Here is a 12,150-nt window from a genome sequence, read left to right as displayed (position 1 = left end):
GCGCGCGGCGCCGTCACAGCCATCTCTTGCGCCTGCGGAAGCTCTTGACGTTCTTGAACGAGCGCCGCTCGCCGCCGCCGAGGTAGAATTCCTTGACGTCCTCGTTGTCGGCGAGCTCGGCGCCGGTGCCGTCGAGGACGATCTTGCCGTTCTCCATGATGTAGCCGTAGTCCGCCGCCTTCAGCGCCATGTTGGCGTTCTGCTCGACCAGCAGGATCGAGATGCCGAGCTCGCGGTTCAGCCGCCGGATGATGCCGAACACCTCCTTCACCAGCAGCGGCGACAGGCCCATGGACGGCTCGTCCATCAGGATCAGTTTCGGCTTGGCCATCAGCGCCCGGCCGATTGCCAGCATCTGCTGCTCGCCGCCGGACAGATAGCCGGCGAGGCCGCTGCGCTCGCGCAGCCGTGGGAAGAACTCGTAGACCTGTTCGATCTCCTCGCGGATGTTGGCTTTCGGACGCGTGAAGGCGCCGAGCCGGAGGTTCTCGGTGATCGTCATGTCCTGGACGATGCCGCGGCCTTCCATGACCAGGAAGATGCCGTTGCAGACCTTCTGGTCCGGCGACATGCGGGTGATGTCCTCGCCCTCATAGGACACCGAGCCGCGGGTGATGGCGCCGTCCTCGGTGTGCAGCAGGCCGGCGATGGCCTTCAGCGTCGTCGACTTGCCGGCGCCGTTGGCGCCGAGCAGCGCGGTGATCTGCCCGCGCCTGGCAGCCATCGACATGCCGCGCAGGACGAGGATGACGTCGTTGAAGATCACCTCGACATTGTTGAGGGAGAGAATGTCCTCGGCTGGCGCCGTTGCGGGCTGGGGAGCGGAGAGCGGCTCTGCGACGGTCATGGGGGGCGACCCTTTTCATTTCCCTGGATGCGGCCGGCCGGGACGCGGAACGCCCCGGCCGATGCGGTCGGGCTTACTGGCCGAGCCAGTCGTCGCGGCGCGGCAGGTGGATCTCGGCGATCTCCTTGATCTCCGCCTTGCCGTCGGTCATCGAGCCGGAATTGATCGCCACGGTCATCAGGCCGCGATGATCCTCGGGCGTCCAGGTCGAGGGCAGGCACACGCCTTCCAGCCCCTCGGGCACCCATTCGCTCTTCTGGTACATGCCGTCACGGATGCCCTTGCCGGTGATGCCGCCATTGGCCTTTGCCCACTCCATGGCCTCCTTCATGTAGTAGGCCGCGCAGACGCCGCGCAGATAATGATGGGTCGGCCGGTCGCCGACCTGCCCACCGCCGTTCTCGAGGATGGTCTTGACCAGCGTCATGCCCGGGACGTCGGCACCGTAGAACGGCGTCGAGGTCGGGAAGATCAGGTTCTGCGCCTCGGCCGCTTCCACCGTCTGATAGTCGCCCGCCCAGGGGTTGCCCATGTAGGTCGCCTCGACGCCGACCGTGTTGCAGGACTTGATCAGCGACACGACCGAGCCGCCGAGATTGCCCATGTAGACGTACTGGGCGCCGGTATCCTTGATGGTCAGGCACTGGGCCTTGAAGTCGCCCGGCGCCAGCGGCACCACCACCGGCGGCGCGACGGTCATGCCTAGCTCCTCGGCATAGGCGGCGCAGGCCTCCTTGGGGGCGTTCGGATAGGGATGGTTGTCGCCGGTATGGACGAAGGTCGGGTTATCGATACCCTTCGCCTTGGCGTCCTCTGAGGCCCACTGCACCAGCGCCCGGCAGGCGTCGGAATAGGACGGCCCGTAGAAGAAGTTGAACGGTGCCGGCAGCTTGGTGTTGGGGTTCTTGCCCTGCGGATCGGTCAGATGCGCCGAATAGGAGCCGGAGATGTTGGGGATCTCGTCACGGGTGATGAAGGTGATCAGCGCCTCGGTGTCGGCGGTTCCCCAACCCTGCAGCGCGACCATGCCGTTGCCGATCCAGCGCTTGTAGAGCGAGATCGCCTCGGGGACCTTGTAGGCGTAGTCGACCGTGTCGAGCTCGACCAACGTGCCGTCGATGCCGCCATCGGCGTTGATCTGCTTGAAGGCGTCGGCGACGCCCGGCGCGTATTGCTTGCCGACGAAGGATGTGGGGCCGGTATAGTCGGCGAGATGGCCGACGAGCACGCTGTCCTGCGCGTGCGCGGTGCCGAGCATGGTGCCGGCGGCGAGCGCCGCGCCAGCCAGGATCTTCAGTTTGGTCATGTCTTCCTCCCGTTCGCGGACTGGTTCGATCCGAAGGCGGCGGTGCCGCGAAGCCCGCCGGACCCGGGGTGCCCCGTCCGGTCTGACGCCGGGTTCGGGGCAAGATGGCTAGTGCGAGAAGGGGAAGAGCTTCCAGCTGGCCCGCATCAGCCGCCAGCGATGGACAAGCCCTTCCGGCTCGAGCACGAGGAAAAGGATGATCGCCGCGCCCACCGACATCTGCTTGATGTAGGCGGTGCCCTGGGCGATGGCGGGGAACACGTCGGCGAGGCCGTTGGCGAAGATTTCCATCACCTGAGGCAAGAGCAGGATGAAGGCCGCGCCGAGCAGCGATCCCGAGACCGAGCCGAGGCCGCCGATGATGATCATCGCCAGGAACTCGATCGACAGGAGGATGGTGAAGCCCTCGCCGGAGACGAAGCCGAGATAATGGCCGTAGAGGGCGCCGCCGATGCCGGCGAAGAAGCTGGAGATGCCGAAGGACATGATCCGGTAGCGGGTCAGGTTGATGCCCATGATCTCGGCCGAGAGATAATGGTCGCGCACCGCCACCAGCGCCCGCCCGTCGCGGGTGCGGGCGAGGTTGGCCACCGCCAGGAAGCAGATCACCACCCAAAACAGGACGAGGTAGAAATAGCGCTCGTCGGTGTTCAGCGGAAAGCCGAACAGGGTCGCCGTCTCGGCCAGCGAGCCGTAGGGCCCGCCCGTGAACCACGCCGCCCGGCCGAAGAAATCCTCCAGGATGAACTGCGAGGCGAGGGTGGCGATCGCCAGATACAGGCCCTTCAGCCTGGCCGCCGGGATGCCGAAGATCATGCCGACCGCCGTGGTCATCAGGCCGGCGAGCGGGATGGCGATGAGCACCGGGATGCCCTTCGACGCGATCCAGGCCGAGGCAAAGGCGCCGAAGCCGAAAAACGCGCCGTGGCCGAGCGAGATCTGCCCGGTCATGCCGGTGAGGACGTTGAGGCCCAGGGCGGCGATCCCGTAGATGCCGATCAGGATCATCTGCGACAGGACATAGCCGCCGAAGACCAGCGGCATGAGGGCCACCAGCACGACAAGCGTGACCACCGCCCATTGCTCGAAATGGGTGCAGAACAGCGACTGGTCCGCCTTGTAGCTGGTGCGGAAGTCGCCCGCCGGGCGCGGATTGGGAACGTGGGCCATCAGATGCGCTCGATGTCGGGCGTGCCGAACAGCCCGTAGGGACGGATCATCAGGATCACGATCAGCACGTAGAAGGGCGCGACCTGGTACATGTTGCCGACCTGCAGATACTGGCCGTCGACGAATTCGGCGAGGTTCTCCAGAAGCCCGATGGTCAGGCCGCCGACGATCGCCCCGACGATGGAATCGAGGCCGCCGACGATGACCGCCGGAAACACCTTGATGCCGATGATCGCCAGCGAGTTGGACACGGCGCTGACGAGGCCGATGACGACGCCGGCGATCCCCGAGACCACCGCCGAGATGGCCCAGGCCATGGCGAAGACGCGCCCGACATTGACGCCGAGCGACTGGGCGACCTGCTGGTTGTAGGCGGTGGCGCGCATGGCCAGGCCCCAGCGCGAATAGCGGAAGAACCAGAAGAATATCACCATGACGATGAGCGACAGGACGAGGCTCATCAGATAGGCGGTCTCGACGTTGAGGCCTCCGATGGAAACGGTGCTCCGGTCGAAGACCTGCGGGAAGCGCACGGCGTTGTTGCCGAAGATCCAGTTCATCAGCGCCCGCATGAAAATCGACAGGCCGATCGTCGCCATGATGACCGAGATCACCGGCTCGCCGACCAGCGGGCGCAGCAGCAGCACCTGCACCAGGATGCCGAACAGGGTCATGAAGACGAGGGAGAAGATGAAGGCCAGCCAGAAGGGCAGGCCGAGGGAGACGACGAGGGCAAGGCACACCCAGGCGCCCAGCACCACGAATTCGCCTTGCGCGAAATTCACCACCTGGGTCGACTTGTAGATCAGCACGAAGCACATCGCGACGATGCCGTAGAGCATGCCGACGATGACGCCGTTGATGACGAGCTGGAGAAGGAGTTCGGTGTTCATTCGGCTGCCTCCTGCCTGTGGCCCGCATCCGGTACCAGCGTCTCGATCGGCAGCGTCGTGACGATGCGCTGCTTCGAGCCGTCCTGGAAGTGGATCACCGTGTCGACGTCGACGTGGTCGGCGTCGGAATAGAGGCGGGCGATGATGTCCTCGTATTTCTCGGCAATCACGCTGCGCCGGACCTTCTTGGTGCGGGTCAACTCGCCGTCGTCGGCGTCGAGCTCCTTGTAGAGCAGCAGGAACCGGGCGATCCGTTGCTGGGCGGGCAGCGTCGCGTTGACCCGCTCCACCTCGGCGCGCAAGAGGTCGTAGACCTCGCGCCGGGCGGCGAGGTCGGAATAGGTGGTGAAGGAGATCCGCCGCTCCTCCGCCCATTTCGAGATGATCGGAAAGCGGATGCAGATCATCGCGGTCAGGTAGTCCCGCCGGTTGCCGAGGATCACCGCCTCGGCGACATAGGTCGAGAATTTCAGCTTGTTCTCGATGAATTGCGGCGAGAAGCGCACGCCCTTGGCGGTGGTCGCCAGATCCTTGATCCGGTCGATGACGACGAGATGGCGCTTGTCGGTGAGGTAGCCGGCGTCGCCGGTCTGGAACCAGCCCTCGGCATCGAGGCTGGCCGCGGACTCAGCCTCGTTGCGGTAGTAGCCGCTCATCATGTTGGGATGCTTGACCAGCACCTCGCCGAGCCCCTCGGGATCGGGGTCGCGGATCTTCAGCGCGCAGCCGGGCATCGGATAGCCCACCGTCTCGTTGTCGACCTCGCCGTCCTTGTGGATGGTATGGGCGCCCAGCGCCTCGGTCTGGCCGTAGAGCTGCTTCAGCGGCACGCCCATGGCCTGGAAGAAGCGGAAAGTGTCGGGCCCCATGGCGGCGCCGCCGGTGGCCGCGGATTTCAGGTTGGTGAAGCCGAGCCGGTCGCGCAGGTGCCGGAACAGGAGAAGGTCGGCGGCGCCCGAATGGCCGCCATGCTCGACCGCGGCCATGCCCTTGGCGACGCCCCAGTCGTAGATCGCCCGCTTCCAGCGCTTGCTGTCCATGATCCGGGCGCGGATGTCGGCGGCGACCGTCTCCCAGACGCGCGGCGAGAACAGGACGAAGGTCGGTCCGATCTCGCGCAGATCGGCCATCGTGGTCTGCTCTTCCTCGGGGAAGTTCACCTTCATCCGCGCAAGGAAGTTCCAGGCGACGGAATACATCTGCTCCATCACCCAGGAGAGCGGCAGGACCGCTACATATTCGTCGTCGGGCCCGCGCGGATCGGCCCGAAGATAGCTTGCCGCATGGCCGATGAAGGCGGTGCCGGTCCACATGGCGAGCTTGGGATGGGCCGTGGTGCCGGAGGTGGTGCACAGGATCGCGACGTCTTCGCCGCGCGTCGCGCCGACCATGTCGCGCCACAGATTGGGCGAGAGGTCGAGCGCGTCCTTGCCGGCCGCTTCCAGCGTCTCGATCGGGATCAGCCGCGGATCGTCGTATTTCCGCATGCCGCGCGGGTCGGTGTAGACGATGGCGACGACGCTCGGGATGGCGTCGCCCAAGGCCAGCAGCTTGTCGACCTGCTCCTCGTCCTCGGCCACGACGATTTTCGGCTGGGCATAGTCGAAGAGGTAGCGGATCTCCTCTTCCAGCGCGTCGCGATAGATGCCGAGGCTCATCGCCCGGCAGGCATGGGCGGCGACCTCGCCCCAGACCCATTCCGGCCGGTTGTCGCCGATCAGCGCGACGATGTCGCCGGGTCCGAGGCCGAGGCCGGCGAAGCCGACGGCCATGCGCGCGACATGCGTCTCGACGCTCTCCCAGTCATAGGGCACCCAGATGCCGAATTCCTTCTCGCGCTGTGCAATCGCCTTGGGGTGCAGGAGGGCGTTGTGGGCGAGAAGCTTCGGCAGGGTGTCGAGACCGGCGGCCTGTTTCACCTCCGGCGTGTCGTCTGGCCAGGGCAGTTCCGATCCGCTGACGGAAAGGGGCGCGGTCATGCCGGTTCTCCCGTCTCGGCGGCCAGCGCGTCCAGCGTCTCGTCGTCCTCGCCGAGATAGGCGCGCTTGACGTGTTCGTCGGCCAGCACCGCGTCGGGTGTGCCGGCGGAGATCACCTTGCCGAAATCCAGCACGATCACCCGGTCCGACAGGTCCATGACGACACCCATGTCATGCTCGATCATCACGATGGTCATGCCGAATTCCTGGTTCAGCGCGACGACGTAGCGGGCGATGTCTTCCTTCTCTTCCAGGTTCATGCCGGCCATCGGCTCGTCAAGCAGGATCAGCTCCGGCTCGATCGCCATGGCGCGGGCCAGTTCGACCCGCTTGCGCAGCCCGTAGGAGAGGGTGCCGGCCGGCTCGCCGCGCACATGCTGGATTTCGAGGAAGTCGATGATCTCTTCGACCCGCCGCCGCTCGGCCAGCTCCTCGGTGCGGGCGCCGCCGACCCAGTAGGCCATGCCGGTGAACAGGTTGTTCTTCAGGCGGTGGTGGCGGCCGACGAGGATGTTGTCGAGGACGCTCATATGGCCGAACAGCGCGAGGTTCTGGAAGGTGCGGCCGATGCCGAGGCGGGCGCGATCGTTGATCGAACGCTTCAGCAGCGAGCCGCCCTTGTAGAGGACGTCGCCCTCGGTCGGCCGGTAGCGGCCGGAAATGCAGTTGAGCATCGAGGTCTTGCCGGCGCCGTTCGGCCCGATGATCGAGAACAGCTCGCCGGCCTCGACGTGAAAGCTGACATTGCTCAGGGCGCGCACGCCGCCGAAGCGCAGCGAGACATCACGGACCTCCAGGAGGCGTTCGCCTGACGTCACAATTCTTCCTCCCGTCGGCGTCTGCCCGCCGACCTGTCCGCGGGGCACCGGCTGCTGCGCCGTACGACCCGCGTTTCGATGCCCGCTCCCGAGGGCACTGTGTCACGCTGGCAGGCAATTGTTGCGAGAGTTTTTCCAGAAGCGATGCAATGGCGGTTGCGCCTTGCTAGGCTGCCGCGTGGCCGGACAGGGAGGCAGCGGCGGCGTTGGGAGAGAGACAGACGGGCGCGGGGGTCGCGGCATCCGGGCGGGGGCAGGCGGGAACGCTCGCCATGCTGATGGCCGGCCTCGACCGGCTCGATCAGGGGATCACCCTGTTCGGTCCGGATCTGAAGCTGGTCTTTGCCAACAGCCGGCTGGTCGAACTGGTCGGCCTGCCGCAGGCGCTGGCCGAGCCGGGCACACATTTCGAGACGATCGTGCGCCACAACGCGGCCCATGGCGAATACGGCCATGGCGACATCGAGACGATGGTCGCCGACCGTGTCGCGGCGGCACGGCGTTTCGAGCCGCACACGCTGGAGCGCACGCGGCCCAACGGCATCGTCATCCGCGTCAGCGGCTGGCCACTCCCCGAGGGAGGCTTTGCCACCGTCTATACCGACATCACCGACCAGCGCCGGCGCGAATTGCGGCTGGAGCAGCGGCTCCTGCGCCAGACCGAGGACCTGCGCCGCAGCGAGGAACGGCTGCGGCTGATCGCCAACGAGGTGCCGGCCGGCATCGCCTATCTCGACCGGGACGAGGTGTTCCGCTTCGTCAATCGCCGCTTTGCCCGGGCCTACGGCCTGTCGCCCGACGCGATCCCCGGCCGGCGCCATGACGAGGTGCTGAGCGCCGCCACCATGGCCCGCGTGCGGCCGTTCTTCGCCCGTGCCAAGACGGGCGAGGCGCTGGATTTCGACCAGGAGATCGCCTTTCCCGACGGGCGGATTCTCGACACGCGCACCTTTCTTCGTCCCGATCGCGACCCCGACGGCACGCCGCGCGGCTTCTACGTGCTGACGGTGAACGTCACCAAGGAGAAGGAGGCCGCGGCGGCGCTTCTGCAGGCCCAGAAGATGGAGACGCTCGGGCAGCTTTCGTCCGGCATCGCCCACGACTTCAACAATCTCCTGACCATCATCCTCGGCAATCTGATGCCGCTGGTCGCGAAGATCGACGATCCTGCCCTGAAAGCGGAGATGCTGGAGCCGGCCATCCGCGCCACGCGGCGGGGCGCCGACCTGATGCGGCGGCTTCTGGCCGTCGCGCGGCGCCAGCCGCTGGAGCCGGCCGTGGTCGATATCGGCGAGACGATCCGCACCATCGTCGAACTGGTGCGCCCGTCGCTGCATGACGGCACCTGCATCGCGGTGGAGATCGACGGCACGCCCCACGCCTTCGTCGATCCCGCGCAGCTCGAAGCCAGCCTGATCAACCTCGTGGTCAATGCCGCCGATGCCTGCCTGACGGGAGGGCGCATACGGGTGGCGGCGGAAAGCGACGCGGCGAGCGGCGCGGTCGTGATCGTCGTCGCCGACGACGGCAAGGGCATGGACGAGGCCACGCGGCGGAAGATCTTTGAACCCTTTTTCTCCACCAAGACCGGTACCGAACGTTCCGGTCTCGGCCTGACCATGGTGCAGGGCTTCGTCACCGCCTCGCAAGGCACGGTGGCGCTCGACACGGCCCCCGGCCAGGGCACGATCTTCACCCTGCGTCTGCCCGCCGCGGAGGTGCCGACAGAAGACGGCACGGCGGCCGGAAGCGATGCGGCCCTGGACTGCTCCGACGGGCTGAAGGACCGTTTCGTGCTGCTGGTCGACGACGACGAGGAGGTCCGCACCGTGCTGCGCCGGGATCTCCTCGGCTGCGGAGCCCGTCTGATCGAGGCGAGTGGTGGGGCCGAGGCGTTGCAGCTTCTCGACGCGGTCGACGGCATCGACTTCGTCCTCAGCGACATCACCATGCCGGGCGGCATGTCGGGCGTCGACCTCGCCGCCGAGATCGAGCGGCGCCATCCCGGCAAGCGGATCGTCTTGATGACCGGCTTCGGCCAGGACGGCGTACGGGCCGATCTCTCGCCGCGGGTGCGCGTCCTGCAGAAACCGTTCGAGCGGCGGGCCATCGTCTCCGCCTTCACGGCGGGAGCCTGACGATGCAGGATCTGGCCCGTGCCCGGAGGGTGCCGACGGATGCATGAGCGCATCTTCATCCTCGAGGACGACCGCGATCTCGCCGCCGTCTTCGCCCGCGAGCTGACCGAGCAGGGCTTCGTGGTCGCGACCTTCCAGCGGATCGCCGAGTTCCGCCGCCAGCTCGGCGCTGCGCCGCCGGATCTGTGCATCGTCGATCTCGGCCTGCCCGACGGCGACGGCCTGGCGCTTCTGAAGGACGACCTCGGCCGCCACGGCCTGCCGATCGTCATCGTCAGTGGCCGCGGGGCGCTGGACGACCGGTTGCAGGGGCTGGAAAGCGGCGCCGACGACTATCTGACCAAGCCGGTCGAGCCGCTGGAACTGGCCGCTCGCATCCGCAGCGTCCTGCGCCGCACGTCGCGCAACCGGGAGGCAACCCCGACGCCGCGCGTCAGCGCGACGGCGCGCACCGACATTGCCGAATTCGCCGGCTGGCGGGCCGACTTCGGCTCGCTGACCCTGCGTGCGCCCGGCGGCGCCGAACAGCCGCTGTCCCGCTCCGACGCTGAGCTCCTGCGCGCCTTCCTCGAAGCGCAGGGCAGGGTGCTCAGCCGCGACTTCCTGCTGGAGCTGTTCTCCGCCAGCGGCGAGGAGGCCTTCGATCGCAGCGTCGACGTGCGCGTGTCGCGGCTCAGGAAAAAGCTGGACGAAGACCCGAAGAAGCCCGTCCATGTGCGCACCGTCTATGGCGCCGGCTATGTCTTCGCGACGCGGGTCGACTGGATCGCCTGACCGCTCGGCTTTTGCACACGTTCTCAGTCGGTGACGCCGAGCACGGCGATGCAGTCGCCTGCCTTGACGAGGCCGGGGAAGTGCCTGGCGGCGAGGATGCCGTCCATCTTGGCGGTGTATTCGTAGGGCGCGACGCCGGTGCGGTCGATCGGCCAGGCTCGGCCGATGGGCTGCCCCTTGCGGACCGCGTCGCCCAGATCCACCAGCGGCTCCATCATCCCGTCGATCTCGGAGAAGGTGAAGCAATCGTCCGACGGCATGTCGAGCCAGCGGGTCGGCCGTTCCTCGACAGCGCCCGACAGGATGCCGGCATGGCGCAGCAGATTGGCCGCGCCGCGCTTGGCGATGCCGGCGCTCTGGGCCGTCGCCGTGCCGCCGCCGCCGAGTTCGGTCGTCACGAACACCTTGCCGAGCTGTTCCACCGTGGTGTCGAACATGCCGACCGCATCGATCTCGCGCATCTTCACCGACCAGGGCGCGCCGAAGGCGGCGACGGCGGCGATGCACTCCTCTTCCTGCCGGCTGTCGTCCAGTGCATGGGCAGCGGCAAAGGGCAGGAAATCCAGCGTCTTGCCGCCGGAATGGAAGTCGAGCACGACATGCGCCATCGGCAGCAGGTAGCGAGTGACGTAGTCGGCGATCTTCTGGCTCGGCGTGCCGACCGGCGAGCCGGGAAACAGCCGGTTCAGATTGCCCTTGTCGATCGGCGAGGTGCGCGTGCCGGCGCGAAAGGCCGGATAATTCATCGCCGGCAGGATGATGACCCGGCCTGTGATCTCCTCCAGGGTCAGCCGCTGGGCCAGATCGAACAGCGCGATGGGGCCCTCATATTCGTCGCCGTGATTGCCGCCGGTCAGGAGCGCCGTCGGACCGTCGCCGTTCCTGGCGACGGTGATCGGGATCAGCACCGAGCCCCAGGCCGAATCGTCGCGGCTGTAGGGCATGCGCAGAAAGCCGTGCTGGATGCCGTCGGCCTGGAAATCAACCGTCGCCACCAGCGGCGAGGGCGCCAGATTGTCCTGCCGCATGGCTCAGTCCTTCACGAAGAGCTGGCGCGGCACGTCGGCCAGAAGCTCGTAGCCGGTCTCGGTGATGGCGATCGACTCGGTGATCTCGATGCCCATGTCCTCCTGCCAGATGCCGGTCATGAAGTGGAACGTCATACCGGGCTTCAGCTCGGTGCGGTCACCCGGGCGCAGGCTCATGGTCCGCTCGCCCCAGTCCGGCGGATAGGACAGGCCGATCGGATAGCCGGCGCGGTTGTCCTTGATGATGCCGTAGGTCTTGAGCACCGCGAAGAAGGCGTTGGCCAGATCCTCGCAGGTGTTGCCGGGCTTGGCGGCCTCGAGACCCGCTTCCATGCCCTCCAGCGTCGCCTTCTCGGCGTCGAGGAAGCTCTGCGGCGGCTTGCCGAGGAAGATCGTCCGCGACAGCGGGCAGTGATAGCGGTTGTAGCAGCCGGCGACCTCGAAGAAGGTACCTTCGCCGCGCTCCATCGGCAAATTGTCCCAGGTCAGGTGCGGCGCCGAGGCGTCGAGGCCCGACGGCAGCAGCGGCACGATGGCCGGGTAGTCGCCGCCATAGCCGTCGACGCCGCGCGTACCGACGTCCCAGATCTCGGCGACCAGATCGCATTTGCGGATGCCCGGCTCGGCCTTCTCCAGGATGCGCTTGTGCATGGCGCCGACGATGCGCCCGGCAATGCGCATATATTCCAGTTCCTGCGCGCTCTTGACTGCGCGCTGCCAGTTGACGAGGCCGGTCGCGTCGACGAAGCGCGCCTCCGGCAGATAGGTCTGCATCGACAGGAAGGCGGCGGCGGAGAACCAGTAATTGTCCATCTCGACGCCGATCGAGAGGTTCGCCCAGCCGCGATCCTTGATGACCGTGGCGAGGTAATCCATCGGGTGCCGTTCCGACGACTGCACGTAGTGGTCCGCATAGCCGACGATGTTGTCGTTGCCGATATAGGCAGTGCGCCGCGCGCCGTTGGCGTCCTGCGACCGACCGAACCAGATCGGGTCGCCCTCCGGCGGCACCAGCACGCCCTGGTGGACGTAGAACGACCAGCCGTCGTAGCCGGTCAGCCACGCCATGTTCGACGGGTCGGATACGAACAGCAGTTCGATGTCCTTCTCGGCCATGGCCGCCCGGGTCTTCTCCAGCCGCTCGGCATATTCCGGTCGGGTAAACTTGAATCGCGGCTCACGCATGGGTGCACCTGT

10 protein-coding genes are annotated in these 12,150 nt (G+C 66.9%); 2 read left to right on the top strand and 8 right to left on the bottom strand.

Translation table 11 applies throughout. The features are described 5' to 3' along the window. Positions 1-13: 13 nt before the first annotated feature. From SI859A1_RS11130 to SI859A1_RS11105, 6 genes are all read right to left on the bottom strand, one after another. Entirely contained in the window at positions 14-847 is an 834-nt protein-coding gene (locus SI859A1_RS11130) for an ABC transporter ATP-binding protein (protein WP_009209866.1), read from the bottom strand. Positions 848-920: 73 nt separating this feature from the next. After that, entirely contained in the window at positions 921-2,153 is a 1,233-nt protein-coding gene (locus tag SI859A1_RS11125) for an ABC transporter substrate-binding protein (protein ID WP_009209865.1), read from the bottom strand. Positions 2,154-2,261: 108 nt separating this feature from the next. Then, complete coding sequence (locus SI859A1_RS11120) at positions 2,262-3,323, bottom strand: branched-chain amino acid ABC transporter permease (RefSeq protein ID WP_009209864.1); 1,062 nt, start codon at positions 3,321-3,323, stop codon at positions 2,262-2,264. Further along, a complete protein-coding gene (locus tag SI859A1_RS11115; protein WP_009209863.1) occupies positions 3,323-4,216 on the bottom strand; it encodes a branched-chain amino acid ABC transporter permease in 894 nt (297 codons plus the stop codon). Before SI859A1_RS11115 ends, SI859A1_RS11120 begins: the two co-directional genes overlap by 1 nt. Beyond that, positions 4,213-6,195, bottom strand: a complete 1,983-nt coding sequence (locus tag SI859A1_RS11110; RefSeq protein ID WP_009209862.1) for an AMP-binding protein — start codon at positions 6,193-6,195, stop codon at positions 4,213-4,215. The genes SI859A1_RS11115 and SI859A1_RS11110 overlap by 4 nt, the downstream gene beginning before the upstream one ends. Continuing rightward, on the bottom strand, positions 6,192-7,013 hold the full coding sequence (locus SI859A1_RS11105) for an ABC transporter ATP-binding protein (protein WP_202797867.1): 822 nt from the start codon (positions 7,011-7,013) through the stop codon (positions 6,192-6,194). The genes SI859A1_RS11110 and SI859A1_RS11105 overlap by 4 nt, the downstream gene beginning before the upstream one ends. A 272-nt stretch (positions 7,014-7,285) precedes the next feature. Here SI859A1_RS11105 and SI859A1_RS11100 point away from each other — a divergent pair, with 272 nt between their 5' ends. Then, positions 7,286-9,151, top strand: coding sequence for a hybrid sensor histidine kinase/response regulator (locus tag SI859A1_RS11100; RefSeq protein WP_040325703.1), 1,866 nt, complete (start codon positions 7,286-7,288; stop codon positions 9,149-9,151). 39 nt (positions 9,152-9,190) lie between these two features. Continuing rightward, positions 9,191-9,925, top strand: a complete 735-nt coding sequence (locus SI859A1_RS11095) for a response regulator transcription factor (protein WP_040325702.1) — start codon at positions 9,191-9,193, stop codon at positions 9,923-9,925. 23 nt (positions 9,926-9,948) lie between these two features. Here the strand turns inward: SI859A1_RS11095 and doeB are convergent, their stop codons facing one another. Beyond that, a complete protein-coding gene (doeB, locus tag SI859A1_RS11090) occupies positions 9,949-10,953 on the bottom strand; it encodes a N(2)-acetyl-L-2,4-diaminobutanoate deacetylase DoeB (protein WP_009209858.1) in 1,005 nt (334 codons plus the stop codon). A gap of 3 nt (positions 10,954-10,956) precedes the next feature. Continuing rightward, entirely contained in the window at positions 10,957-12,138 is a 1,182-nt protein-coding gene (doeA, locus tag SI859A1_RS11085; RefSeq protein WP_009209857.1) for an ectoine hydrolase DoeA, read from the bottom strand. Positions 12,139-12,150 lie beyond the last annotated feature (12 nt).

This window comes from Aurantimonas manganoxydans SI85-9A1 (genome assembly GCF_000153465.1).
In the GTDB taxonomy this organism is placed as follows: domain Bacteria; phylum Pseudomonadota; class Alphaproteobacteria; order Rhizobiales; family Rhizobiaceae; genus Aurantimonas; species Aurantimonas manganoxydans.
Note: the sequence above shows the minus strand (reverse complement) of the source record. Positions and strands in the feature narration are given on the sequence as shown.

Excerpts from the sequence above, each read along its gene's own strand:
- doeB (WP_009209858.1), bottom strand. The coding sequence starts at position 10,953 with ATGCGGCAGGACAATCTGGCGCCCTCGCCGCTGGTGGCGACGGTTGAT.
- SI859A1_RS11115 (WP_009209863.1), bottom strand. The coding sequence starts at position 4,216 with ATGAACACCGAACTCCTTCTCCAGCTCGTCATCAACGGCGTCATCGTC.
- SI859A1_RS11125 (WP_009209865.1), bottom strand. The coding sequence starts at position 2,153 with ATGACCAAACTGAAGATCCTGGCTGGCGCGGCGCTCGCCGCCGGCACC.
- SI859A1_RS11130 (WP_009209866.1), bottom strand. The coding sequence starts at position 847 with ATGACCGTCGCAGAGCCGCTCTCCGCTCCCCAGCCCGCAACGGCGCCA.
- SI859A1_RS11110 (WP_009209862.1), bottom strand. The coding sequence starts at position 6,195 with ATGACCGCGCCCCTTTCCGTCAGCGGATCGGAACTGCCCTGGCCAGAC.
- SI859A1_RS11100 (WP_040325703.1), top strand. The coding sequence starts at position 7,286 with ATGCTGATGGCCGGCCTCGACCGGCTCGATCAGGGGATCACCCTGTTC.
- SI859A1_RS11120 (WP_009209864.1), bottom strand. The coding sequence starts at position 3,323 with ATGGCCCACGTTCCCAATCCGCGCCCGGCGGGCGACTTCCGCACCAGC.
- doeA (WP_009209857.1), bottom strand. The coding sequence starts at position 12,138 with ATGCGTGAGCCGCGATTCAAGTTTACCCGACCGGAATATGCCGAGCGG.
- SI859A1_RS11095 (WP_040325702.1), top strand. The coding sequence starts at position 9,191 with ATGCATGAGCGCATCTTCATCCTCGAGGACGACCGCGATCTCGCCGCC.